The sequence below is a fragment of the Pseudomonas sp. NPDC089752 genome, from assembly GCF_044748725.1.
Lineage (GTDB): Bacteria > Pseudomonadota > Gammaproteobacteria > Pseudomonadales > Pseudomonadaceae > Aquipseudomonas.
The window spans coordinates 65,080-89,013 of record NZ_JBIVGP010000007.1 but is presented as its reverse complement, the minus strand read 5'-3'; the positions used below and the strand labels follow the sequence as shown (position 1 = coordinate 89,013).

Annotated in this window: 24 protein-coding genes; 10 read left to right on the top strand and 14 right to left on the bottom strand. The window is 60.7% G+C overall.

Annotated features, from left to right (window positions below; genetic code table 11):
- Window position 1: 1 nt before the first annotated feature.
- Entirely contained in the window at window positions 2-1,198 is a 1,197-nt protein-coding gene (locus tag ACIPZF_RS13540) for a methionine gamma-lyase (RefSeq protein WP_400799938.1), read from the bottom strand.
- Window positions 1,199-1,325: 127 nt separating this feature from the next.
- Between ACIPZF_RS13540 and ACIPZF_RS13535 the strand changes: the two genes are divergently transcribed.
- The 6 genes from ACIPZF_RS13535 to ACIPZF_RS13510 all read left to right on the top strand — a co-directional run bounded on the left by ACIPZF_RS13535 (window position 1,326) and on the right by ACIPZF_RS13510 (window position 5,998).
- On the top strand, window positions 1,326-1,805 hold the full coding sequence (locus ACIPZF_RS13535; protein WP_400799935.1) for an Lrp/AsnC family transcriptional regulator: 480 nt from the start codon (window positions 1,326-1,328) through the stop codon (window positions 1,803-1,805).
- Window positions 1,806-1,916: 111 nt separating this feature from the next.
- Window positions 1,917-4,214 carry an S-type pyocin domain-containing protein gene (locus tag ACIPZF_RS13530; RefSeq protein ID WP_400799932.1) on the top strand — a complete coding sequence of 766 codons (2,298 nt, stop codon included), beginning with the start codon at window positions 1,917-1,919 and terminating at the stop codon, window positions 4,212-4,214.
- Window positions 4,211-4,471 carry a bacteriocin immunity protein gene (locus ACIPZF_RS13525; RefSeq protein ID WP_400799929.1) on the top strand — a complete coding sequence of 87 codons (261 nt, stop codon included), beginning with the start codon at window positions 4,211-4,213 and terminating at the stop codon, window positions 4,469-4,471. The genes ACIPZF_RS13530 and ACIPZF_RS13525 overlap by 4 nt, the downstream gene beginning before the upstream one ends.
- Before the next feature lie 164 nt (window positions 4,472-4,635).
- On the top strand, window positions 4,636-4,956 hold the full coding sequence (locus ACIPZF_RS13520) for an S-type pyocin (RefSeq protein WP_400799926.1): 321 nt from the start codon (window positions 4,636-4,638) through the stop codon (window positions 4,954-4,956).
- Window positions 4,953-5,216, top strand: coding sequence for a bacteriocin immunity protein (locus tag ACIPZF_RS13515; protein WP_400799923.1), 264 nt, complete (start codon window positions 4,953-4,955; stop codon window positions 5,214-5,216). Before ACIPZF_RS13520 ends, ACIPZF_RS13515 begins: the two co-directional genes overlap by 4 nt.
- Window positions 5,217-5,404: 188 nt before the next feature.
- On the top strand, window positions 5,405-5,998 hold the full coding sequence (locus ACIPZF_RS13510; RefSeq protein ID WP_400799920.1) for an RES domain-containing protein: 594 nt from the start codon (window positions 5,405-5,407) through the stop codon (window positions 5,996-5,998).
- On the opposite strand, the gene ACIPZF_RS13505 is transcribed toward ACIPZF_RS13510, so the two are convergent.
- From ACIPZF_RS13505 to ACIPZF_RS13490, 4 genes are all read right to left on the bottom strand, one after another.
- Window positions 5,885-6,517 carry a hypothetical protein gene (locus ACIPZF_RS13505; protein WP_400799917.1) on the bottom strand — a complete coding sequence of 211 codons (633 nt, stop codon included), beginning with the start codon at window positions 6,515-6,517 and terminating at the stop codon, window positions 5,885-5,887. The two genes, ACIPZF_RS13510 and ACIPZF_RS13505, sit on opposite strands and share 114 nt — an antisense overlap.
- A 160-nt stretch (window positions 6,518-6,677) precedes the next feature.
- A complete protein-coding gene (cysN, locus tag ACIPZF_RS13500) occupies window positions 6,678-8,579 on the bottom strand; it encodes a sulfate adenylyltransferase subunit CysN (RefSeq protein WP_400799914.1) in 1,902 nt (633 codons plus the stop codon).
- 15 nt (window positions 8,580-8,594) lie between these two features.
- Window positions 8,595-9,512: a sulfate adenylyltransferase subunit CysD gene (cysD, locus tag ACIPZF_RS13495; RefSeq protein ID WP_060508578.1), complete on the bottom strand. Its 918-nt coding sequence runs from the start codon at window positions 9,510-9,512 to the stop codon at window positions 8,595-8,597.
- A gap of 257 nt (window positions 9,513-9,769) precedes the next feature.
- Complete coding sequence (locus ACIPZF_RS13490; RefSeq protein ID WP_400799911.1) at window positions 9,770-10,528, bottom strand: Nif3-like dinuclear metal center hexameric protein; 759 nt, start codon at window positions 10,526-10,528, stop codon at window positions 9,770-9,772.
- A gap of 158 nt (window positions 10,529-10,686) precedes the next feature.
- Here ACIPZF_RS13490 and algW point away from each other — a divergent pair, with 158 nt between their 5' ends.
- A complete protein-coding gene (gene algW, locus ACIPZF_RS13485) occupies window positions 10,687-11,850 on the top strand; it encodes a Do family serine endopeptidase AlgW (protein ID WP_400799908.1) in 1,164 nt (387 codons plus the stop codon).
- Window positions 11,851-11,981: 131 nt separating this feature from the next.
- On the opposite strand, the gene ACIPZF_RS13480 is transcribed toward algW, so the two are convergent.
- The 4 genes from ACIPZF_RS13480 to ACIPZF_RS13465 all read right to left on the bottom strand — a co-directional run bounded on the left by ACIPZF_RS13480 (window position 11,982) and on the right by ACIPZF_RS13465 (window position 16,138).
- Entirely contained in the window at window positions 11,982-12,746 is a 765-nt protein-coding gene (locus ACIPZF_RS13480) for an amino acid ABC transporter ATP-binding protein (protein WP_054899237.1), read from the bottom strand.
- Between the two features lie 10 nt (window positions 12,747-12,756).
- Complete coding sequence (locus ACIPZF_RS13475; protein ID WP_400799905.1) at window positions 12,757-13,854, bottom strand: amino acid ABC transporter permease; 1,098 nt, start codon at window positions 13,852-13,854, stop codon at window positions 12,757-12,759.
- A gap of 10 nt (window positions 13,855-13,864) precedes the next feature.
- Window positions 13,865-15,043 carry an amino acid ABC transporter permease gene (locus tag ACIPZF_RS13470; RefSeq protein WP_400799903.1) on the bottom strand — a complete coding sequence of 393 codons (1,179 nt, stop codon included), beginning with the start codon at window positions 15,041-15,043 and terminating at the stop codon, window positions 13,865-13,867.
- Window positions 15,044-15,109: 66 nt separating this feature from the next.
- Entirely contained in the window at window positions 15,110-16,138 is a 1,029-nt protein-coding gene (locus tag ACIPZF_RS13465) for an amino acid ABC transporter substrate-binding protein (RefSeq protein WP_387525791.1), read from the bottom strand.
- Window positions 16,139-16,469: 331 nt separating this feature from the next.
- Here ACIPZF_RS13465 and ACIPZF_RS13460 point away from each other — a divergent pair, with 331 nt between their 5' ends.
- A complete protein-coding gene (locus ACIPZF_RS13460) occupies window positions 16,470-17,126 on the top strand; it encodes an alpha/beta hydrolase (RefSeq protein ID WP_400799899.1) in 657 nt (218 codons plus the stop codon).
- 100 nt (window positions 17,127-17,226) lie between these two features.
- Window positions 17,227-18,687 (top strand): ATP-dependent RNA helicase RhlB, encoded by a 1,461-nt coding sequence (gene rhlB / locus ACIPZF_RS13455; protein ID WP_400799897.1) that lies wholly within the window; start codon window positions 17,227-17,229, stop codon window positions 18,685-18,687.
- Between the two features lie 113 nt (window positions 18,688-18,800).
- On the opposite strand, the gene moaE is transcribed toward rhlB, so the two are convergent.
- From moaE to ACIPZF_RS13430, 5 genes are all read right to left on the bottom strand, one after another.
- On the bottom strand, window positions 18,801-19,247 hold the full coding sequence (gene moaE / locus ACIPZF_RS13450; RefSeq protein WP_400799894.1) for a molybdopterin synthase catalytic subunit MoaE: 447 nt from the start codon (window positions 19,245-19,247) through the stop codon (window positions 18,801-18,803).
- 2 nt (window positions 19,248-19,249) lie between these two features.
- Window positions 19,250-19,495 carry a molybdopterin converting factor subunit 1 gene (gene moaD, locus ACIPZF_RS13445; RefSeq protein ID WP_400799891.1) on the bottom strand — a complete coding sequence of 82 codons (246 nt, stop codon included), beginning with the start codon at window positions 19,493-19,495 and terminating at the stop codon, window positions 19,250-19,252.
- Window positions 19,495-19,965, bottom strand: a complete 471-nt coding sequence (gene moaC / locus ACIPZF_RS13440; protein WP_400799888.1) for a cyclic pyranopterin monophosphate synthase MoaC — start codon at window positions 19,963-19,965, stop codon at window positions 19,495-19,497. The genes moaD and moaC overlap by 1 nt, the downstream gene beginning before the upstream one ends.
- 173 nt (window positions 19,966-20,138) lie before the next feature.
- Window positions 20,139-21,533: a PhoH family protein gene (locus ACIPZF_RS13435; RefSeq protein WP_400799885.1), complete on the bottom strand. Its 1,395-nt coding sequence runs from the start codon at window positions 21,531-21,533 to the stop codon at window positions 20,139-20,141.
- A gap of 280 nt (window positions 21,534-21,813) precedes the next feature.
- Window positions 21,814-22,941 (bottom strand): polysaccharide deacetylase family protein, encoded by a 1,128-nt coding sequence (locus tag ACIPZF_RS13430; RefSeq protein ID WP_400799883.1) that lies wholly within the window; start codon window positions 22,939-22,941, stop codon window positions 21,814-21,816.
- Between the two features lie 136 nt (window positions 22,942-23,077).
- Between ACIPZF_RS13430 and yaaA the strand changes: the two genes are divergently transcribed.
- Window positions 23,078-23,857 carry a peroxide stress protein YaaA gene (gene yaaA, locus ACIPZF_RS13425; protein WP_400799880.1) on the top strand — a complete coding sequence of 260 codons (780 nt, stop codon included), beginning with the start codon at window positions 23,078-23,080 and terminating at the stop codon, window positions 23,855-23,857.
- The last annotated feature ends 77 nt before the right edge of the window (window positions 23,858-23,934 follow it).

Genomic DNA, 23,934 nt, shown 5'->3' with positions numbered 1-23,934 from the left:
CCTAGCTGCAAATTTTCAATGCTTGCTCAATGTCGGCAATCAGATCCTCGACATCCTCCAGACCCACCGACAGGCGCACCAACCCCTCGGAAATCCCATGATGCGCCCGCTCCTGCGGCGTGTAGCTCGAGTGGGTCATACTGGCCGGATGCTGCGCCAGCGACTCGGCATCGCCCAGGCTCACCGCCCGGGCAAACAGCTGCAGCGCATTCATGAAGCGCCGCCCCGCCTCGATGCCGCCCTTGAGCTCGAAGGCAATCATTCCGCCCGGCAAGCGCATCTGCCGTCGCGCCAGCTCGTACTGGGCAAACGATGACAGGCCCGGGTAATGGATCAGCTCCACCTGCGGTTGAGCTGCGAGAAACTCGGCAACCTGCTGGGCATTGGCGCAGTGACGATCCATGCGCAACGCGAGCGTCTTGATACCACGCATCAACAGCGAGGCATCGTGTGGCGACAACACCGCGCCGGTCATGTCCTTGAGCCCTTCCAGGCGAATGCGATCGATAAGCGCCTTGCGGCCGATCACCAGCCCGGCCGTTATGTCACCGTGGCCACTGAGGTACTTGGTCGCCGAGTGCACCACAAGGTCAGCGCCCAGCTCCAGGGGCCGTTGCAGGTAAGGCGTGCAATAGGTGTTGTCGACCACGATATGCAGGTCATGCCCCCGCGCCGCCTCGGCCACTGCGGCGATATCGACCAATTGCATGTTCGGGTTGGCCGGGGTTTCGAAGTAGATCATCCGGGTCTTATGGGTGATCGCAGCTTTCAGCGCCTTGGCGTCATTGAGGTCGACATGGCGGACCTTCACCCCGAATTCACCGATGCCATGGTGCATGTAGGCGAAGGTGCAGCCATACACCGTGCGCCCGACAATGAGCTCGTCACCGGGGCGCAGCAAGGTCCATAGCGTCGAGGTGATAGCGCCCATGCCAGACGCCAGCGCCAGGCCCGCCTCCCCACCTTCCAGAGACGCCATGCGCTGCTCCAGCAAGGCCAGGGTCGGGTTGGAGATGCGACTGTAGAAGTGCCCGCCCTCCTCCCCGGCAAAGCACGCCGCGCCGTATTCGACGCTGGGGAAGGCATAGGTCGAGGTCTGGTAAACCGGTGGCACCAAGGCGCCGCCGTGGGAAAGCGGGTCGTAGCCATGATGGATGGCGCGAGTGGAAAAACCGGTGTTGTTATGGGAGTCGCGCATGGCAACAGCCTCTGGTGGTTTGCTATAAGCTTATGCCACCGAGCCACCTGAATTTTTCCAAAATATCCCACGCTTTTGCGCCTGTTTTGGAAAGAAAACAATAAATATAACGACAGGAGGGCAAACCATGCCTTCAAGCCTCGACCGTACCGACCGCGCCTTGCTCGCCGCTCTGCAGGACAACGCCCGCCTTACCGTGTCCGAACTCGCCGATCGGGTGGCACTGACCACCTCGCCCTGCTGGCGGCGGGTAAAGCTGCTGGAGGACAACGGCTATATCACCGGTTACCAGGCGATCCTTTCGCCCAAGTCGCTGGGGTTCGGGGTGACGGCGTTCGTCAGCATCATGATGGATTCGCATACTAAGGACGTCGCGTTGGCATTCGAGAAACGGCTGATGGAGATTCCAGAGATTGTGGCCTGCCACAACATCTCCGGACGGTATGACTTTTTGCTGGAGATACTGGCGCGGGACCTGGAGTCGTTTGGGGAATTTACCCGGGAAGTGCTGCAGCGGTTGCCGGGGGTGAAGGAGATTTACTCGAGTTTTTCCTACAAGGCAGTTAAGGAAAAACGCGTTATCCCCGTTTCAGAAACTCATATCTGAATCAGATCTTTCAAGTCCTTAAGAACGCTCCTACCGATTGACGTACCGCGACTGACATACAAGAAAAATTTCCTGAAACACGCTTGCCATGTAGCGATCAGGAGAACCTACATGGAACAGGGAACAACGTATTATCTGGATGAAGCTCTATTTATCAGCGCGAAGGCCCCAACAGCTGATGTCATTAACTACATAGGTTCGGGAGGTGGCGGGCCTGGTAGCGGCGGTTGGGGGCTCGGCCAAGGAACCCCAAGAGGAACAAGCCCCAGCAGGTCTGACATTTCAAGGGTCATATCCACGCGAAGAGTGCTGGGCGAAGAATATCAAATCATCGAGAACGATTACGCAGAGCAATACGCTCCGCAATTGGCTCAGCTTGCAGAAACTGTGGAAGCCTTGAAACAACAAATTATAACTGAAGCAAGTAGTCTTCCTGACCCCCTCTCCCAAGCAATAGCACGACAGCAGATTCTAACCTCGCGCATTACTCAGATTCGCGATGGCTATCTGCAAATCGTGCCAGACGCCAATGCCTACTATGGCGCCCCGGCATTTTATAAGCGCGCCGACTCGATGATGAGCAGACTGCTGGAGCCTGGAGTATTTACCGAAACGGGTGAAGCGATGGGACGGGAGTTTGGCTCACGGCTTCATAGATCATGGGAGGGCGCCTATAAATTACACATCGAATCACAAAAGCACCAAACACTGGCTGATGGCCTCGCGACCGTGGCCGCGCAAGTGGATGGAGCAGAACTTGGCCACCCGCCAGTCGACCTGATAAAGGCCGCCGAACGTAGAACCACGCAAATCAATGCCGAACGGCAGATTCATTTCGATTGCCTACCCAATGTTCTGCAACATGAATTGAGTCAGCAAACCGCTGTAGACCCTTCATGGACGCTCGCCCAGACGCTCAATGCTTATTTGGCAACCGCTGCATCCATGGCACAAGCCAAACAAGCTCAAACTCCGTCATTCGCGCAACAGAACCCGCAGATCAACGGCCCCCTGTCGAAACCTCAGCTCGAAGCACTTTTGCACCTTGTGGACGAGCAAAACCTGAGACGAGCCGGAGCACGCTGGAAGGAGTATCACCATGCTCTGGCACTGAGCGAGTCGATCAGGTTTCTCGGCGTTTATTCGAGCGGCACACAGAACCTGGTTCACCGCGCCAACGAAGTGGAGCGATTGCTTGCCCAGCATGCCAGTCAGCTTGAGGCAGCCCGTCAGCAGGCAGAAGCTGAGAGACTGGCGGCAGAGGAAGCTGCGCGACAAGCAGCCGAGGCTGAACGCCAGAGGCAGGAAGCAGCGCGTCAACGCATCAACTACATCAACGACACCCATACAGCCGCATCTGCGCCGACTGTCATTCCGATTGGCGCAGCGACTTTCGCAATCGCCGAAACCGCTGCGACCGCCCTTCTGGAGGCAATAGCAGCAGCCATAGGACGCCTGGCCAGGGCAACGGCGGCAGCGGCCACCCCGCTGGCTGTCGGCATGCTCTCGGCAGCATGGCCATCGCCCCTGGGCAACGCCGAAAGGCGGTACCTGATCAGCACACCCCTTTCCAGCCTCTCGCCGCATGGCGGGCCTGACTTGGCCGCCCTTGCTATCTCTTCAGCAAGCGTCGACGTGCCTTATTTGCTGGCAGGCCGTGAGGAGGCAGAGGGTATCGGTCTCTACGTGGTCCCCGGCGGCAAACCGGTGGCCGTACACCCGGCGACGTTCGATACAGAGCGGCAGGTCTACAGCTTGGCGCTCGATAATCCACAGCGCATCCTGACCTGGACACCGGCCAGTGCGCCTGGAGTAGAAGAAGGCAATTCCACCAGCCTACCGTCAGTGCCGCCGGGCACGGTGGTTTATACGGGCAGCAGCCTGAACCCGGTCAGCACCGAGACGGAACGTTATCCTGCGCTGGACTTGCTGGATCAGGAACGGCTGATCATCACCTTCCCGATAGACTCGGGATTGCCGCCTATTCTGGTGGTGTTCAAGAGCCCGAGATATGAAGCTGGTATCTCGACTGGACAAGGTGCGCAGGTTACAGATACATGGCGTACACAGGCGGCGAGCCTTGAAGGGGCTCCAATTCCTGCCCAGATTGCCGATCTGCTCATAGGGGGTGATTTCAGAAACTTTGACGCATTTCGGCGACAATTTTGGAAAGCCGTCGCTAACGATCCTGAGCTTTCTAAACAATTCAGTGAAAGGGACCTCGCGCGCATGAGGAAACATGGAAATGCACCATTGGTGAATGACGAGGACATTTACATGAGCCAGATGACCTTCGCAATCCATCACGTGCTACCAATAAGTGAAGGGGGAGGTGTTTACGACATGAGCAACTTGAGAATCGTGACACCAAGGGTGCATAACACCATTCATTACGGAGAAAAGCCATGACACTCAAGGAAAATCTTAGTGATTACACAGAGCAGGAATTCCTGGAGTTTCTATCTGAAATCGACAGAGCAAACGAGGACGAGCCGGACGAGGTGCTCACGCCTTTACTGCAGCATTTCAGAAAAGTAACTGAGCATCCTTCTGGAATAAATCTCTTGTACAGGCCAGCCACCCCGGAAGATGGTAAACCTGAGAAAATTATAGAAATCATTAAGTCTTGGCGACTAGCCAACGGAAAAATCGGATTTAAGTCATAACCCACATATGCCTCGTCTTCACGGGGCATATCATTCCCTCATAGATCCTGAAAATTCCTACACGCTCATCAAAAAAACTCACATCAAACGCTGCACGTTAAGTATTCTCACCCCAAACAAACACAGTCATGATCCATGCATCACGTCAAGAGAGAAACGCTGTCATGGCTATGCACCTCCCAGGGCAAATCCTAAACAAGCTGGCAGAACAAACCTTCGAGAACTTCGACGATTTCTCCCAAGCCTTCTGGCTGGCAATCGCCGAAGACCCGATTTACTCCCAACAATTCGTCACCTCGCAACTCAATCGCATCAAACAAGGCTGGCCACCCCGCGCCCCCTTCGGCGAAACCGCCAAAGGCGTGCGCAACTATCAGATCTGCCACATAGACCCGCACACCTTGGGCGGTACACTCTACGACGCCGAGAATCTGCGGATCATGAGTGCTCTGCAGTACGCGCTGTCTTCGGAGGTGGACTGGTGATCTGTCAAAAGCACAGCCTTGCCGATTACACCTGCGCCGAGTTCAAGGCGGTGATCGAAGAACTGCTCCAGGCCTCTGGCACCTCGGCCTGGCAAGACCGATTGCTCGAACACTTTATCGTTATCACCGAACACCCTGAAGGTTCGGACCTGCTCTATTATCCGCCAACCGAAAATGACGGTTACGCCAGCGAGGTAATTGCCCGTATCATCACCTGGCGAATATCAAAGGGACTTCCGCTGTTCAAGGACGCGAAATGAAAAAACCGTTACTTGTGTTGGTGCTATTACTGTCCGGCTGCACTGACGGAAAATTCTTCCTGCTCCCTGATCAGCAAAACCTGAGATTTGGCTGTGACATGGACCCTTACAAGCAAGGGTGTGAACGACAAAGCGATTACGATAGGCATTTCAAATCCGTCGATGACAACAAGGCTAGCTAGCCCCTCATGGACATAAGGCTCAAGCAACACGCTACCGAGATAGCCGGGCAAGTGCTGGAAGCACTGAACAAGTATCCGGAACTGATACGGCGAATCCTTACGGACACTTCCCTGCACCGTGTTCAGCCCTCCCGCTACGATGCCAACCCCATCAACTACCGCGCAGATTCCGATACCCGTTACGCGGACCCTGCCAAGCGAATCGGCGTTTATTACCTGGGCTTCACCGAAGAAGTCGCCGTGGCCGAATCGTTTCAACCTGGCCAGGGTGTTGACGATCAGGCGGTGCGCCTGTCGTACCTTGAGCAGACATCACTGCACCTGCTCAAAGCGGCTCGCGATCTGCAGGTGGTGGACGTGGCCGCTTTGGCGAACAGGGCCACTCATCACAAACTACGGGATATCGTGCAGGCCAAGGGGCAAGGCAGGCTGGGCTACGCACTGACTCAGCAATTCAGCCAGGCGTGCATGCAGCGCGCCCGGCTATCACTGCCCCACTGCCAAGGCATTCCTATAGTCGCGCTTGATGATCTCCAGCGCCTCGCTGTCGTCCAGCAATTCGAAACGAGACACCTCATTGCTCGGCTCACCAGGATCTGAATAGTCCATCCTGCCGACCAGGTGCTGAACCAGAAAATTCATGGCTTCGGTGTCGGCGGGATCGACATCGAGCGCCCTTATTAGGCTTGCCACAACCGCCTTGGGCTTGTTTTCGGCGAACTGAAACGATGGGTAGAATTTTCTGCGGTTACCGCTATTCGTGTAAGCCAGCAGGTTTCCAGCCTTGGTCTTCTGGCTCAGCGCCTGCTTTGTAATGCCCAGTATTTCATGGGCGGCCTTAGCGTCCAGCAGCTCGCAACGACTAGCTACGCGATCGAACGCACGCGATTTCATCCTTGCCACGGCTTCCTGATTGCGCGTTTCGACACTTCGTTTCGCTTCGACATCGACCTTGGCAAGTGCGGCAAATGCTTTCTCATCCGCGAGGGCCACGGCCTTCAGCACTACCGCTGCCGATGCACGGGCCAAGTGCTCTTCAAAGCGCTCACGCAAGGCTGCCTTGGCGGCTTCGATACGAGCGGTTACTGGATGAAGAGCTTCGTGTGCAACAGTTGTCATGGTGCCTCCTCAGGGCCTGAATCGTCCCTCTGTGGACAGGCTAGTCCGCGCCAAACATCATGTCAACCTGTCAATTTGTCTACACGTCAACTTTGATAGTCCACACCTCTCAAAAACAAGAAACCCCGCCGAAGCGGGGTTTCTCAAAAAGCACTAGCGCTTAGATCGCACCACGCTGACGCAGCACATCCAGCACCTGCTTCACACCTTCTTCAACACTGGTGTTCTGCGTATCGATCACCAGGTCCGCATCCAGCGGCACATCGAACGGGAAGCTCTCACCCGGAATGTTGTCGCCACCGGCAGCGTACAGGCCCTGCGGGTCACGCTCACGGCAAGCCAACGGCGAGGCCTGCACATAAACGGTCACCAGGCGCTCCTTGCCGATCAACGCCTTGGCCTGTTCGCGACCTTCGGCATCCGGTGCAACGAACGCCGCCAGGGTCAGCAGACCGGCCTCGTTGAACTGGCGCGCCACATGCGCGGCGCGGCGCCAGTTCTCGGTGCGACCAGCGCGGTCCTGTGGCAGGCCCTTGTTCAGGTCGTGGCGCAGGTTCTGGCCATCGAGTACGTACACCGCACGGCCCATGTCGAACAGCTTGCGCTCCACGGCATAAGCCAGGGTGCTCTTGCCAGCGCCGGACAGGCCGCTGAACAGCACGGTGGCCGGTTGTTGGCCAAAGCGCAGGGCACGCTCTTCGGTGGCTACGTGGGCCTGCTTGCCATGCTGGCCAGAACCGCCGTGCGGCAGTACCGGCTGGGCGATGATCATGCCGGCGCCGACGGTGCCGTTGGTCAGGCGGTCGATGACGATGAACGCGCCGGTGGTGCGGTTGCTGTCGTAACCGTCCAGGGCGATGGCGCTGTCCAGCGCGACCTTGACGCGACCAATCTCGTTCAGCTGCAGCGCGCTGGCGGCGTTCTGTTCAAGGGTGTTCACATCGACCTTGTGGGTGATGCTGGCAATCGAGCCCGGCACGTAGCTGGTGGCGCGCTTGATGTCGTATTTCTTGCCCGGGAGCATTGGTTCTTCGGCCATCCACACCAGCATGGCGTCGAACTGGTCGGTGACCGGTGGGACGTTGTCGGCATGCACCAGCAGGTCGCCCCGGGAGATGTCGATTTCGTCTTCCATGGTCAGGGTCACGGCCTGGCCTGGGCCGGCGTTTTCCAGCTCACCTTCATAGGTGACGATCGATTTGACCCGGCTGCTCTTGCCCGAAGGCAGCACGACAATTTCGTCACCTTTGTGCACCACGCCACTGGCGAGGGTGCCGGCGAAGCCGCGGAAGTTCAGGTTCGGGCGGTTGACGTACTGCACCGGGAAACGCAGGTCGGTGAAGTTGCGGTCGGCCGAAACCTCGACGGTTTCAAGGATTTCCATCAGCGTCGGGCCGGCGTACCACGGCGATTGCTCGCTGTGGTTGACCACGTTGTCGCCCTTGAGCGCCGACATCGGCACGAAGTGCAGGCTGCTCGGCGTCAGGTTGATGGCTTCGGCGAACTTCAGGTAATCGGCCTTGATCGCCTCGAAGACGCCTTCATCGAAGCCCTTGAGGTCCATCTTGTTGACCGCGACAACGATGTGCTTGATGCCCAGCAACGAGGCGATGTAGCTGTGGCGACGGGTCTGGGTCTGCACGCCATAGCGGGCATCGACCAGAATGATCGCCAGGTCGCAGGTCGACGCACCGGTGGCCATGTTGCGGGTGTACTGCTCGTGGCCCGGGGTGTCGGCGATGATGAACTTGCGCTTGGCGGTGGAGAAGTAGCGGTAGGCGACATCGATGGTGATGCCCTGCTCGCGCTCGGCCTGCAGGCCGTCGACCAGCAGCGCCAGGTCGACTTCTTCGCCTGTGGTGCCGGACTTCTTCGAATCACGGGTGATGGCCTCGAGGTGGTCCTCGTAGATCATCTTGGAGTCGTGCAGCAGGCGCCCGATCAGGGTGCTCTTGCCATCGTCGACGTTGCCGCAGGTCAGGAAGCGCAGCAGTTCCTTGCGCTCGTGCTGGGCCAGGTAGGCGAGGATGTCCTCGCTGATCAGATCAGATTGGTGCGACATGGAGTAACCCTGAAATTAGAAGTAGCCTTGGCGTTTCTTGTCTTCCATGGAACCGGCGCCATCGTGGTCGATGACACGGCCCTGGCGTTCGGACGTACGGGTCAGGAGCATTTCCTGAATGATGTCCGTCAGGGTCTCGGCTTCCGACTCGACAGCGCCCGTCAGCGGGTAGCAGCCGAGGGTACGGAAACGCACCTTCTTCTTGACGATGCGCGCTTTCTCTTCCTCGGACAGGTGCTCGAGGATGCGATCGTCGTCGATCATGATCAGGGTGCCGTTCTTCTCGATGACTTCACGCTCGGCGGCGAAATACAGCGGCACGATCGGGATGCCTTCGAGGTAGATGTACTGCCAGATGTCCAGCTCGGTCCAGTTCGACAGCGGGAACACGCGGATCGACTCGCCCTTGTTGACCTTGCCGTTGTACACGTTCCACAGCTCGGGGCGCTGGTTTTTCGGGTCCCAGCGGTGCTTGCTGTCGCGGAACGAGTAGACACGTTCCTTGGCCCGCGACTTCTCTTCGTCGCGGCGCGCGCCACCGAAGGCGGCGTCGAAACCATGCTTGTCCAGCGCCTGCTTGAGGCCCTGGGTCTTCATGATGTCGGTGTGCTTGGAGCTGCCATGGGTGAACGGGTTGATGCCCTGCGCCACGCCCTCTGGGTTGACGTGGGTGATCAGCTCCAGGCCCATTTCCTCGACCATCTTGTCGCGGAAGCTGTACATCTCCTGGAATTTCCACTGGGTGTCGACGTGCATCACCGGGAACGGCAGCTTGCCTGGGAAGAAGGCCTTGCGCGCCAGGTGCAGCATCACGGCGGAATCCTTGCCGATCGAGTACAGCATCACCGGGTTGTCGAACTCGGCGGCCACCTCGCGGATGATGTGGATGCTCTCCGCCTCCAGCTGTTTCAAGTGCGTCAGTTTGTCGACCATGGCTACTCACGAAAAACGATCTTATGGACGGCCTGCGGGCCGTGTTCGAGCGAGCCACTTTATCACAGCGGCTGATTCTATTTAGGCGGCGGGCTAGATCGAAAAGGTCTAACGATATGACTGGGGGTTTGGGCTGCAAGGGCCACTTTGAGGCCCATTCGCGGGACAAGCCCGCTCCCACAAAAAATCCCGCTGCATCAAACTTTGTGGAGTAGCTGTGGGAGCGGGCTTGCCCCGCGAAACAGGCAACACCGATATCAGATCGGGTTCGGGCAATCGATGAACAGGTGCTCCAGAGCAAAGCGCCGCGCCAGGTAATCGCCCAATGCCTGCACGCCGTAGCGCTCGGTGGCATGGTGCCCGGCGGCAATGAAGCTGACGCCGTTTTCGCGGGCGCTGTGGTAGGTCTGCTCGGACGCTTCGCCACTGATGAACAGGTCGACACCGGCCGCAATCGCGGTATCGATGTAGCCCTGCCCGCCGCCGGTGCACCAGCCGACCCGACGGATCATTTCGTCACCTTCGACCAGCAGCGGCTCGCGCCCCATGACCTCCTGGACGCGGCGGGCGAAGTCACGCGCGGTCATGGGTTCGACCAGCGAACCGACCAGCCCGACCACTTTGGGGTTTTCCGGGTCCAACGGCCCTTCCACGGTGATGTCCAGCTGCCGCGCCAGCTGCACGTTATTGCCCACTTCCGGATGCACATCCAAAGGCAGGTGGAACGCCAGCAGGCTGATGTCGTGCTTGAGCAGCGTCTTCAAGCGACGCTGCTTGATCCCGGTGATGCACGGGTTTTCGCCCTTCCAGAAATAGCCGTGGTGCACCAGCACCAGGTCGGCCTCGGCCTCGACCGCCGCGTCCAGCAGTGCCTGGCTTGCGGTAACGCCGCTGACGATGCGGCTGACCTGCGGCCGGCCTTCGACCTGCAGGCCATTGGGGCAGTAATCCTGGATTTTCGCACTGCCCAGGTAGCGCTCGGCTTCTTCGACCAGGGTGTTGAGGGCGACGGCCATGGAAAATCTCCTCGAAATCTGCACGTTCAACGGGAACAACGCCCGTATACTGGCGGCCATTATGGGCCGTCGCCGGCGTTGGGGAAACCGGTGTATGATCGCGCGCGCTTGCGCCTCGCCGCGCCACCATGGCTCTCGCCCACTCCCAGGATTCGTTCATGTTCAAGGCTTTGCGTTACTTTGGCTGGCCCCTGCTCACCGGCATTCTGATCGCCGCACTGATCATCCAGCGCTTCCCGCAATGGGTCGGCCTGCCCAGCCAGGACGTCAACCTGCAACAGGCGCCGCAGACCACGCAGATCATGCAGGGCCCGGTGTCGTATGCCGACGCCGTGACCCTCGCCGCACCGGCGGTGGTCAACCTGTACACCACCAAAGTGGTGAACAAGAGCGCCCACCCGTTATTCGAAGACCCGCAGTTCCGCCGGTTCTTCGGCGACAACCTGCCCAAGCAGAAGCGCTGGGAATCGAGCCTGGGCTCGGCGGTGATCATGAGCCCAGAGGGCTATTTGCTGACCAACAACCACGTCACCAGCGGCGCCGACCAGATCGTCGTGGCGCTCAAGGACGGCCGCGAAACCCTGGCCCGGGTGATCGGCAGCGATCCCGAGACCGACCTGGCGGTACTGAAGATCGACCTCAAGAGCCTGCCGGCGATCACCATCGGCCGCTCCGACAGCATCCATATCGGTGACGTCACCCTGGCCATCGGCAACCCCTTCGGCGTCGGCCAGACCGTCACCATGGGCATCATCAGCGCCACCGGCCGCAATCAGCTGGGCCTGAACAACTACGAAGACTTCATCCAGACCGACGCCGCGATCAACCCCGGCAACTCCGGCGGCGCGCTGGTCGATGCCAACGGCAACCTGGTGGGCATCAACACGGCGATCTTCTCCAAGTCCGGCGGTTCGCAGGGCATCGGCTTCGCCATCCCGGTCAAGCTGGCGCTGGAAGTGATGAAATCGATCGTCGAGCACGGCCAGGTGATCCGTGGCTGGCTGGGCATCGAAGTGCAGCCGCTGAGCCAGGAGCTGGCCGAATCCTTCGGCATGAAGGGGCGCCCCGGTATCGTGGTGGCGGGGATCTTCCGCGACGGCCCGGCGGCGAAGGCCGGGTTGCAGCTGGGTGATGTGATCCTCAGCATCAATGGCGAGCCGGCCGGTGACGGGCGCAAGTCGATGAACCAGGTGGCACGGATCAAGCCCAACGAGAAGATCACCATCGAAGTGGTGCGCAATGGGCAGCAGTTGAAGCTGATCGCCGAGGTGGGGCTGCGACCGCCACCGGCTCCGGCCCCCGCACAGAAAGAAGAGAAGTAACAGCGGGGCTGCTTTGCAGCCCTTCGCGGGGCAAGCCCGCTCCCACAGGAAAATTACTGAACTTAAAAACTGCGCCGGACCTGTGGGAGCGGGCTTGTCCCGCGAAGGGCCGCAGAGCGGCCCCAACAGCATCAATGCAGGATCTGGCTGAGGAACAACTTGGTCCGGTCACTGCGCGGCCGGTCGAAGAAGTCATCCGGCGCCGCCTGCTCGACGATCTCCCCCTTGTCCATGAAGATCACCCGGTTCGCCACGGTGCGGGCAAAGCCCATCTCGTGGGTCACGCAGAGCATGGTCATGCCGTCTTCGGCCAGGCCGACCATGGTGTCGAGCACTTCCTTGACCATTTCCGGGTCGAGCGCCGAAGTCGGCTCATCGAACAGCATGATTTTCGGCTTCATGCACAGCGCCCGAGCAATCGCCACGCGCTGCTGCTGGCCACCGGACAGCTGCCCCGGGAACTTGTGCGCCTGCTCCGGAATGCGTACCCGCTCCAGGTAGTGCATGGCGATTTCCTCGGCCTTGCGCCGCGGCATCTTGCGTACCCACATGGGCGCCAGGGTGCAGTTTTCCAGGATGGTCAGGTGCGGGAACAGGTTGAAGTGCTGGAACACCATGCCCACTTCGCGGCGGATCGCCTCGATCTGCTTGAGGTCGTTGGTCAGCTCCACGCCATCGACCACGATGCGTCCCTGCTGGTGCTCTTCGAGGCGGTTGAGGCAGCGGATGGTGGTCGACTTGCCCGAGCCGGACGGCCCGCACAACACGATACGCTCGCCCTGACGCACGTTCAGGTTGATGTCCTTGAGCACATGGAACTGGCCGTACCACTTGTTCACCCCCTGCATCTGGATGATGCCTTCGGGGCCGGCAGGCTGCTTGATCGCTTCACTCATTTAGAAACTCCTAACGCTTGTGGCCAGTGTCCAGCTTGCGCTCCAGGTGCATGGAGTAGCGGGACATACCGAAACAGAAGATCCAGAACACCAGGGCGGCAAACACGTAGCCCTCGGTGGCCATGCCCAGCCAGGCCGGGTCGGCGGCGGCTTGCTTGACGCTGTTGAGCAGGTCGAACAGGCCGATGATGATTACCAGGCTGGTGTCCTTGAACAGGGCAATGAAGGTGTTGACGATGCCGGGAATCACCAGCTTCAGGGCTTGCGGCAGGATCACCAGGCCCATCGAACGCCAGTAGCCCAGGCCCATGGCCGCAGCCGCTTCGTACTGGCCCTTGGGGATGGCCTGCAACCCGCCGCGCACCACCTCGGCGATGTACGCCGACTGGAACAGAATCACCCCGATCATCGCCCGCAGCAGCTTGTCGAAGCTCATGCCTTCGGGCAGGAACAGCGGCAGCATCACCGACGACATGAACAGCACGGTGATCAACGGCACGCCCCGCCAGAACTCGATGAACGTCACGCAGACCACCTTCACCGCCGGCATCCGCGAACGCCGCCCGAGGGCCAGCAGGATGCCCAGCGGCAAGGCGCCGACGATGCCCACGGTGGCGATCACCAGGGTCAGCATCAGCCCGCCCCACTGGCTGGTCGGCACGCTTTCCAGGCCCAGGTAGCCGCCATGCAGCAACGTGTAGGCGAGGATCGGGTACAGCACCAAAAAGCCCAGACCATAAACGGCCTTGCGCGGGAAACGCTTGATGAACAGCGGCGCTGCGCCCAGCACGGCAAGCCACACGGTCAGGTCCACGCGCCAGCGCAGTTCAGCCGGGTAGTAGCCATACATGAACTGGCCGAAGCGCTGCTGGATGAACACCCAGCAGGCGCCCTCTTTCGTGCAGTCGGCGCGGGTGGTGCCGACCCAGTTGGCGTCGATCAATGCCCACTGCAGCAGCGGCGGCACGATCAGCCACACCAGGTACACGGCGAACAAGGTCAGCAGGGTGTTGAGCCAGCTGGAGAACAGGTTGGCACGCATCCAGGCGAGCACGCCGACGGTTTTCACCGGTGGCGGCATGTCAGGTTTGAAAACATGAGCATTCACGGGCGTATCCTCACCGCTCGATCAGCGCAATGCGCTTGTTGTACCAGTTCATCAGCAACGAAATGCTGATGCTGATGGCGAGATAGACACTCATGGTGATGGCAATCACCTCGATGGCCTGGCCGGTTTGGTTCAGCACGGTGCCGGCGAACAGCGAGACCATCTCCGGGTAACCGATACCGGCCGCCAGCGACGAGTTCTTCGCCAGGTTCAGGTACTGGCTGGTCAGCGGCGGAATGATCACCCGCAGAGCCTGGGGAATGATCACCTTGCGCAGGGTCGGGCCTTCGCGCAGGCCGAGCGAACGGGCCGCTTCGGTCTGGCCGTGGCTGACCGAGCGAATGCCCGAGCGCACGATCTCGGCGATGAACGCCGCGGTATAGATAGTCAACGCCAGGGTCAGCGCCAGCAGTTCAGGGATCAGCACCCAGCCACCGACGAAGTTGAAGCCCTTCAGTTGCGGCACTTCCCAGTGCACCGGGCTGCCGAACAGCAACGCGCAGAGGCCCGGGATGGCAATCAACAGCGCCAGGCCCACCCAGAACTTGTGGAACGGCTCGCCGGTCTCGTTGAAGCGTTTGTTGGCGTAACGCACCATCGCCACGATCGCCACGATCGCCAGCAGCACGGCAACGACGAACGGCCAGAAGCCATCGGCCATCGAGGCGCCGGGCATGTTCAGGCCACGGTTGCTGATGAAGAACATGTCGTCGATGTTGATGCTGCCCCGTGGCCCCGGCAGGGTCAGGAACACCGCGAAGTACCAGAACAGGATCTGCAGCAGCGGCGGAATGTTGCGGAAGGTCTCCACATACACCGTCGCCAACTTGTTGATCATCCAGTTCGGTGACAGCCGCGCCACACCGATGATGAAGCCCAGGATGGTCGCCAGGATGACGCCGATGAAGGTCACCAGCAGCGTGTTGAGCAGGCCGATGACGAATACTCGCGCATAGCTGTCGGACTCCACATAGGGAATCAGATGCTGGGCGATGCCGAAGCCGGCACTGCGGTCGAGAAAGTCGAAGCCGGAGGTGATCCCCCGGTGTTGCAGGTTGGTTTGCGTGTTGTGGAACAGGTACCAGCCCAGGCCCACCACGAAGATGATCGTGAGAACCTGGAACAGCCACGCGCGCACACGCGGATCGTTCAGGGATAGCCCCTTTTGCGCGCCGATTCGATTTTGCATGAAGTGCCCCGGACAGTAGGGTTCGAACAGCCTGCGGCGGCGGAATGCCGCCGCAGGGTGCAGCCATCAGCGCACAGGTGGCGCGTACTGGATGCCGCCGTTGTTCCACAGGGCGTTCATGCCACGGTCGATCTTCAAGTCAGTGCTCTGGCCCAGGTTCTTCTCGAACACTTCGCCATAGTTGCCCACTTGCTTGACGATCTGCACTACCCAGTCCTTAGGCAGTTTGAGGTCCTTGCCGTACTCACCGTCAGCGCCGAGCAGGCGGGCGTTGTCCGGGTTCTTGGTGGACTTGGCTTCGGCCTCGACGGTCTTCGAGGTGATGCCTGCCTCTTCGGCATTGAGCATGGCGAACAGCGTCCACTTGACGATGCTGAACCACTCCTCGTCGCCTTTGCGCACCACCGGGCCCAGCGGTTCCTTGGAGATGGTCTCCGGCAGCACCACGTAGTCGGTCGGCGCGGCCAGCTTGGAGCGCTGGGCGAACAGCTGCGACTTGTCCGAGGTCAGCACGTCGCAACGGCCCGATTCCAGCGACTTGGCGCTTTCGTCGGAGGTGTCGAAGGTGATCGGGGTGTACTTCAGGCCGTTGGCGCGGAAGTAGTCGGAGACGTTCAGCTCGGTGGTGGTACCGGCCTGGATGCAGATGGTCGCGCCGTCGAGCTCCTTGGCGCTGGAAACACCGAGCTTCTTGTTGACCAGAAAGCCGACGCCGTCATAGTAGGTGACACCGGCGAACACCAGGCCCATACCGGCGTCGCGCGAGCTGGTCCAGGTGGTGTTGCGCGACAGCACGTCGACTTCGCCGGACTGCAGCGCGGTGAAGCGTTCCTTGGCGTTGAGCTGGCTGAACTTGACCTTGGTGGCGTCGCCGAACACGGCGGCTGCCACGGCGCGGCACACGTCGGCATCGATACCGACGATCTTGCCCTGCGCATCAGGTACCGAGAAGCCTGGAAGACCGTCGCTCACGCCACACTGGACGAAGCCCTTCTTCTTGACCGCATCGAGGGTGGCGCCGGCCTGGGCGGTGCTCACGGCGCCCAGCGCGGCGGCAGCGGTGAGGACTGCCAGGGTGGTTTTCAACATCTTCATTCACAACCTCCAAATCGCTCTTGTTGTACGAGCCGGAATTGCACCGCACCCTTATGAGGCGCATCCGACCCTTGTTGGCTTGTTATTGGGTCAATTGGCGCAATGGGCTGTTCTACGACAGCCTTCGCTTGCAAAGGGTGTTACCGTGCCGGCCTGACCCTTGCATCGAATGATTCATAGCAAACGGCGTACCACAGTCGGCGGCTAAAGCGATTAAGCCCACGTCAAGTAGGGAAAGTTGTATCGTTGCGACATTCTTTTTCTGACAATCATTTCCGGCGCCTTCTTTTTGCGCATGCCTTTACAAGATCCGCACACTTTCGGAGCAGTCATGACCAACCCGCTGATTCTCGAACCTCAGAAAACCGCAGACGCCTGTGTGATCTGGTTGCACGGCCTGGGTGCCGACCGTTACGACTTCCTACCGGTTGCCGAATTCATGCAGGAACGCCTGCTCAGTACACGGTTCGTCATGCCACAGGCGCCGACTCGGCCAGTCACCATAAATGGCGGTTATGCCATGCCCAGCTGGTACGACATCAAGGCGATGACCCCGGCCCGCGCCATCGACGAGGCGCAGCTGGAGAAGTCCGCCGAGCAGATCATCGCGCTGATCAAGGCGGAACAGGCCAAGGGCATCAACCTGGCGCGGATCATCCTCGCCGGATTCTCCCAGGGCGGCGCGGTTGTGCTGCATACCGCCTATATAAAGTGGCAAGAAGCGTTGGGCGGGGTAATCGCATTGTCCACCTACGCCCCCACCTTCAATGAAGAACACCAGCTCAGCGCCTGCCAACAGCGCACCCCAGCCCTGTGCCTGCACGGCGTACACGACCCGGTGGTGATCCCGTCCATGGGCCGCACCGCGTTCGAGTACCTGAATACCTGGGGCGTGGCCGCGCAATGGCACGAGTACCCCATGGAACACGAAGTGGCGGTCCAGGAGCTGAGCGATATCCACGACTGGCTGAGCAAACAACTGCAATAAGCAGGCTCACTGGTAGTCGTGGGCCTATTCCGCTACGCCGCGCCCGGTTCTTGCATTACACTGCCCGGCGTACATTCCTTAATCAGTTGATGAGACGATCGTGCTCAAGGCACTCAAAAAAATCTTCGGCAAAGGAGACGCCGCGCCCCAGGCCGCCGCTCCTGCTGCCAGCGCCACGCCGCCCGCGCCCGCCGCGGCCCCCGTGGCTCAGCCCGAGCGCCAGCCCCGCCAGCCGCGCGCCAAAGCCCCCGCCAAAGCCCAAGCGCCTGAGGCAGCGCCCGCTGTCGAGCAGCCGGCCAAGGAAAAACCGCGTCGCGAGCGCAAACCTAAGCCCCAGGCCAGCCTGTGGAAACCGGAAGACTTCGTGGTCGAGCCGCAGGAAGGCAAGACCCGCTTCCACGACTTCAAGCTGTCCAACGAGCTGATGCACGCCATCCATGACCTGGGCTTCCCGTACTGCACGCCGATCCAGGCCCAGGTGCTGGGTTACACCCTGCGTGGCCAGGACGCTATCGGCCGCGCCCAGACCGGCACCGGCAAGACCGCCGCGTTCCTGATTTCGATCATTTCCCAGCTGCAGCAGACGCCGCCGCCCAAAGAACGCTACATGGGCGAGCCGCGCGCACTGATCATCGCGCCGACCCGCGAGCTGGTGGTACAGATCGCCAAGGACGCCGCCGCCCTGACCAAGTACAGCGGCCTGAACGTGATGACCTTCGTCGGCGGCATGGACTTCGACAAGCAGCTCAAGTCCCTGGAAGCGCGCCACTGCGACATCCTGGTGGCCACCCCGGGCCGCCTGCTGGATTTCAACCAGCGCGGCGACGTGCACCTGGACATGGTCGAGGTGATGGTGCTGGACGAAGCCGACCGCATGCTCGACATGGGCTTCATCCCGCAGGTACGGCAGATCATCCGCCAGACCCCGCCGAAGAGCGAACGCCAGACCCTGCTGTTCTCCGCCACCTTCACCGACGACGTGATGAACCTGGCCAAGCAGTGGACCACCAACCCGGCGATCGTCGAGATCGAGCCGGAGAACGTCGCCAGCGAAACCGTCGAGCAGCACGTTTATGCCGTGGCCGGCAGCGACAAATACAAGCTGCTGTACAACCTGGTGACCCAGAACAAGTGGGAACGGGTGATGGTGTTCGCCAACCGCAAGGACGAAGTGCGGCGCATCGAGGAAAAACTGGTGCGCGATGGCATCAATGCCGCCCAGCTGTCGGGCGACGTGCCGCAGCACAAGCGCATTCGTACCCTGGAGAACTTCCGCGAAGGGCGCGTCACCGTGCTGGTGGCCACCGACGTGGCAGGGCGTGGCATCCATATCGATGGCATCAGCCATGTGATCAACTTCACCCTGCCGGAAGACCCGGATGACTATGTGCACCGCATCGGCCGCACTGGGCGTGCGGGGGCTGAGGGTGTGTCGATCAGCTTTGCCGGGGAAGATGACTCGTATCAGCTGCCTGGAATTGAAGAGCTGCTGGGGCGCAAGATCAAGTGCGAGATGCCGCCGGATGAGCTGCTCAAGCCGGTGCCGCGCAAGCATCACTGATCCGCGTCGCCCTCTTCGCGGGGCAAGCCCGCTCCCACAAGGTTGGTGGAGATCTCTGTGGGAGCGGGCTTGTCCCGCGAACCGGGGCAAAGCCCCGGCCATCCACCCCACACCTACCAGCGCCCCGCCGCCTCCTGGTCACTCTGCTTGCCTTCCACCCAATGCGCCCCCTCCTGGGTATTCTCCTTCTTCCAGAACGGCGCCCGGGTCTTCAGATAATCCATGATGAAATTGCAGGCATCGAACGCCGCCTGCCGATGCGCGCTGGCCACGCCGACGAACACGATCGGCTCACCCGGCTCCAGCGCCCCGATCCGATGCAGCACCTCGACCTTCAGCAGCGGCCAGCGCTGCTCGGCCTCGACCACGATCTTGGCCAGTGCCTTCTCGGTCATGCCCGGGTAATGTTCGAGGAACATCCCCGCCACATCCCGACCATCATTGAAATCGCGCACATAACCGACAAAGCCAACCACCGCGCCCACGCCAACATTGGCAGCGTGCATGGCATTGACCTCAGCGCCTGGGTCGAACGCTCCCTCCTGCACTCGCACGGCCATGTTCAGCCTCCGGTGACCGGTGGAAAGAACGCCACCTCATCGCCCGCCTCCAGCGGTTCATCGAGTTTGCACAGCTCCTCATTGCGCGCGCACATCAGGTTCTGCTCGGCCAGCACTTCATAGTGCCCGCCCTTGGCCACCAGGGCCTGGCGCACATCGTCGACCACCTTGAAATCCCCTTGCAAGCGCTCTGCATCCACACCGAGCAACTCGCGATAACGGGCGAAATACATCACTTTCACATTCATCACGCATCCACCTTGTAGTGGCCGCTCTTGCCACCCAGTTTCTCCAGCAGGCGCACCTGCTCGATCACCATGCCCTTGTCCACGGCCTTGCACATGTCATAAATCGTCAGAGCGGCGACACTGGCAGCAGTCAGGGCTTCCATTTCAACCCCCGTGTGCCCGGCCAGCTTGCAGCGGGCGACGATATGCACCACATCCTGCCCCTCGGCGCTCAGCTCGACCTTGACGCTGGTCAGCATCAGCGGGTGGCACAGCGGGATCAGGTCACTGGTCTTTTTCGCCGCCTGGATGCCGGCGATGCGCGCCACGGCGAACACATCACCCTTGGGGTGCTCACCGTCGACGATCATCTGCAGGGTCTGCGGCAGCATGCGCACCCGCGCTTCGGCCACGGCCTCGCGCTCGGTCACGGCCTTTTCGGTGACGTCGACCATGTTGGCGCGCCCCTGGGAATCAAGATGTGTCAGCACTGCTCTGCTCCTGTGAAGGGAACACAGAGTGTAAACCTGTGGGTCAGGTTTGAGCAGTGGATTGTTTTGGCCAGGTCCGGCCTCTTCGCGGGACAAGCCCGCTCCCACAAGATCCTGTGGGAGCGGGCTTGTCCCGCGAAGAGGCCGGGCGGCACACCACCCGGCTTGAAGAGTTACAGATGCGACTCGGCGTACTCGGCCAGCACCGAGCGCGGTACGCCCTGCAGGGTGATGTGCACGCCGTGGGGAAAGTCCTTGAAGCGCTCGGTCAGGTAGGTCAGGCCCGAGCTGGTCGCGGACAGGTAGGGCGTATCGATCTGCGCCAGGTTGCCCAGGCAGACCACCTTGGAACCGGAGCCGGCACGGGTGATGATGGTTTTCATCTGGTGCGGCGTGAGGTTCTGGCACTCGTCGATCAGAATCAGGCTCTGCTGGAAGCTACGCCCTCGGATGTAGTTCAGCGATTTGAACTGCAACGGGACCCGTTCGAGGATGTACTCGACGCTGCCATGGGTGCTTTCGTCATCCATGTGCAGGGCTTCGAGGTTGTCGGTGATGGCGCCCAGCCACGGTTCCATCTTCTCCGCTTCGGTGCCCGGCAGGAAGCCGATCTCCTGGTCCAGCCCCTGCACGCTGCGGGTGGCGATGATGCGCCGGTAACGCTTGCTGACCATGGTCTGCTCGATGGCAGCGGCCAGGGCGAGGATGGTCTTGCCGGAACCGGCGGCGCCGGTCAGGTTGACCAGGTGGATATCCGGATCGAGCAGCGCGAACAGCGCCAGGCTCTGGTGGATGTCCCGCGGCTTCAGGCCCCACGCCTCCTGGTGCAGCAGCGGCTCCTGGTGCAGGTCGAGCAATAGCAGTTCGTCGTTACGGATGCCTTTTACCCAACCAACAAAACCTTGCTCATCGATGATGAACTCGTTGATGTGCACTGCCGGTAGGTTGTCGATCATCTGCACCCGATGCCAGGTGCGCCCACGCTCCTGGCGGGTATCCACCTTGCTGACCCGGTCCCAGAACGAGCCCGTGACCGAGTGGTAGCCCTTGGACAAAAGCGACACGTCGTCCACCAGCTGGTCGGTGCTGTAATCCTCGGCGGCAATCCCACAGGCCCGCGCCTTCAGGCGCATGTTGATGTCTTTGGTGACCAGCACCACGTCGAAGTCGGTGCGCCGGGCCCGCACTTCCAGCAGCTGGTTGATGATGATGTTGTCGTTGAGGTTTTCCGGCAGCAGCTTGTTCGGCTCGTTGCGCGGGGTCATCAGGATGGACAGGAAGCCCTTGGGCCCACTTTTGTTGCGCTGGATCGGCACGCCCTGCTCGACATCGCTGGGCGAAGCGTCACCGAGGGTCTGGTCGATCAGGCGGATGGCCTGGCGACATTCGGCGGCGATGGTCTGTTTACCGGTCTTGAGCTTGTCGAGTTCCTCCAGCACCGTCATGGGAATGGCGACGTGGTGCTCCTCGAAGTTGAGTAATGCGTTGGGGTCGTGAATCAGGACGTTGGTATCGAGCACATAGAGGATTGGCTTTGTGGAGGAAGGGTTGCGTCCTTGGTCATCCATACTCGGTCACCTTATGTCGAAGCCACACGGCGCGGTCTGCTGCGCCGCAGAGTGACTGCCGAGCTCCCCGTATCCGCGTTGCTACGGGCGGGAAGTAACCTGGCAAGGTGGGCTTGGATGACGCCACCTGTGCTGCAGGAATCGGCTGTCTGGTTTCTTCATACCGCAAAAACGATGACTAAAAAAAGCATTTTTACGTGTTGGTGAAGTTTATTTTTCCGAATGACGAACAGGGCTTGGCGGTAGCATCAGACCGGACTACAGTCAGAAGTCAGACCCGTTATTGCTGATGTCCATATTCGCGGCAATCTGCCCAGCCGATGCCGCTCTGCGCGGTATTGTGCAGCAACCATTCCACCGCCGGCTGCGCCTTGGGCAGGCTGTCATGGAACTGGATCACGCCTTTGCGCCACAACAGCATCAAGGTCACCACACGTTGCGCCGAGGCCTCGGCGGTCAGCGGCCCGTCATCCTGGGCATCGATATCCCACAACGACACCTGCAACTGCTGGCTGGCCATGAACGCCTCGCCATCGGCTCGACGCTGCCCATAAGGCGGGCGGAACAGCGGTACGTACTGATCCGGCAGGTCGGCCTGGACCCGCGCCTGGCTGCGCTTGAGCGAATCTTGCCAGCCGTTCCACTGGGCATGCGAACGGTACTCCCAGCCCTGAATCCCCACGCATTGCCCTTTATAAAGCTGGCCCAACGCATTGGCAGCGCCAGCATCGCGGCGTTGCTGGAAGCGGTTGCCCAATACGAAGAAGATGCCCTGCAGCTTTTGCTTGCGCAGGTAAGCGGTCAGCGTATCGGTGGTACCACCCTCGGGGCCGGGGCCGCCGACGAAGGTCAGGAGGAATACGCGGTCGTTCAACTCATCGCCATTGCGCTCACGGTTGGACAGGCGCTCCACTTCGCTGCTGGTTTGCGGCAACAAAGCCGCCTTGCGCAGCTGCTCGTCCAGATAGCGAACATGGAACTGGTGGCTGGGCTCGATCCAGCTGGTATAAAACGTGCCGACATCGGCGGCGAACGTCGCCGCTTTAGTGCGTAAATCCGCCATGGACTCGACCAGATAACAGAACGAGGCATCCTGCTCGCAACTGCGCTGAGCCTGCTGATAGCCCTGCCACAGACGCTGCCAAAGGCGTGCCCGCAAGGCGCGCACTTTCTGCAGGTTGATCTGCCGCAAACCCAGCCGCGCAGCCAGCGCGCCATCATCGAGCAACTCGCTTTCGTGCAGCACCTGGGCGAACGACAAGATCTCCGCCCGCGAGGCGACATCGAACAGCGCCGGGCTGTCCAGTTGCTCGGGCCACAGACTGCGGTCGAGGCTGGCGGGAGGAAGGGGGGCAGCCTGGGCGGCGAGGCTCAACACTGAGGCCAGCAAGGCAGCGGCAATGCGCACGATCGGTCTCTCCGTGACAGCGAAACGCGCACTATAGCTTTTACGTTGGCGATGGTCTGTGTCTATTGTCGCCATAGTTTGGCGATCCCTCCCCCAGTCCGTAGAATTGCCGCCTACGATTCCAGGAGCCGACCCGATGCTGACGGTGATTTCCCCCGCCAAGACCCTCGACTACGACACCCCGCCGGTGACCGAGCGTTTCACTCTGCCCCAGTACCTCGATGACTCCCAGGAACTGATCCAGCAGCTGCGCGAGCTGTCGCCTGCGCAGATCAGCGAGCTGATGCACCTGTCAGACAAGCTCGCCGGCCTTAACGCCGCGCGCTTCGGCAGCTGGACCCCGGACTTCACCCCGGCCAACGCCAAGCAGGCGCTGCTGGCCTTCAAGGGCGACGTATATACCGGCCTGGATGCAGAGACCCTCGGCGAGGCCGATTTCACCTACGCCCAACAGCACCTGCGCATGCTCTCCGGCCTGTACGGCCTGCTGCGCCCGCTTGACCTGATGCAGCCCTACCGCCTGGAAATGGGCACCAAGCTGGCCAATGCCCGCGGCAAGGACCTGTATGCCTTCTGGGGCACGCGCATCAGCGAGTGGCTGAACCAGGCGCTGGCCGAGCAGGGTGACGATTTGCTGCTGAACCTGGCCAGCAACGAGTATTTCAGCGCCGTGAAGCGCAGCGCGCTGAAGGGCCGGGTGATTAACGTCGACTTCAAGGATTGGAAGAACGGCCAGTACAAGATCATCAGCTTCTACGCCAAGAAGGCCCGCGGGATGATGAGCCGTTTCGTGATCCAGGAGCAGGTCAACGATCCCGAGCAGCTCAAGCAGTTCGATGTGCAGGGCTACTACTACAGTGCCGAGCAGTCCAAGGCTGATCACCTGGTGTTCCTGCGCGACCACCCCGCCGAGTGATTCAGTAAGGGCCTCTTCGCGGGGCAAGCCCGCTCCCACAGGTTCATGACTCGACTTTCGGTCAGTGCACTTCCTGT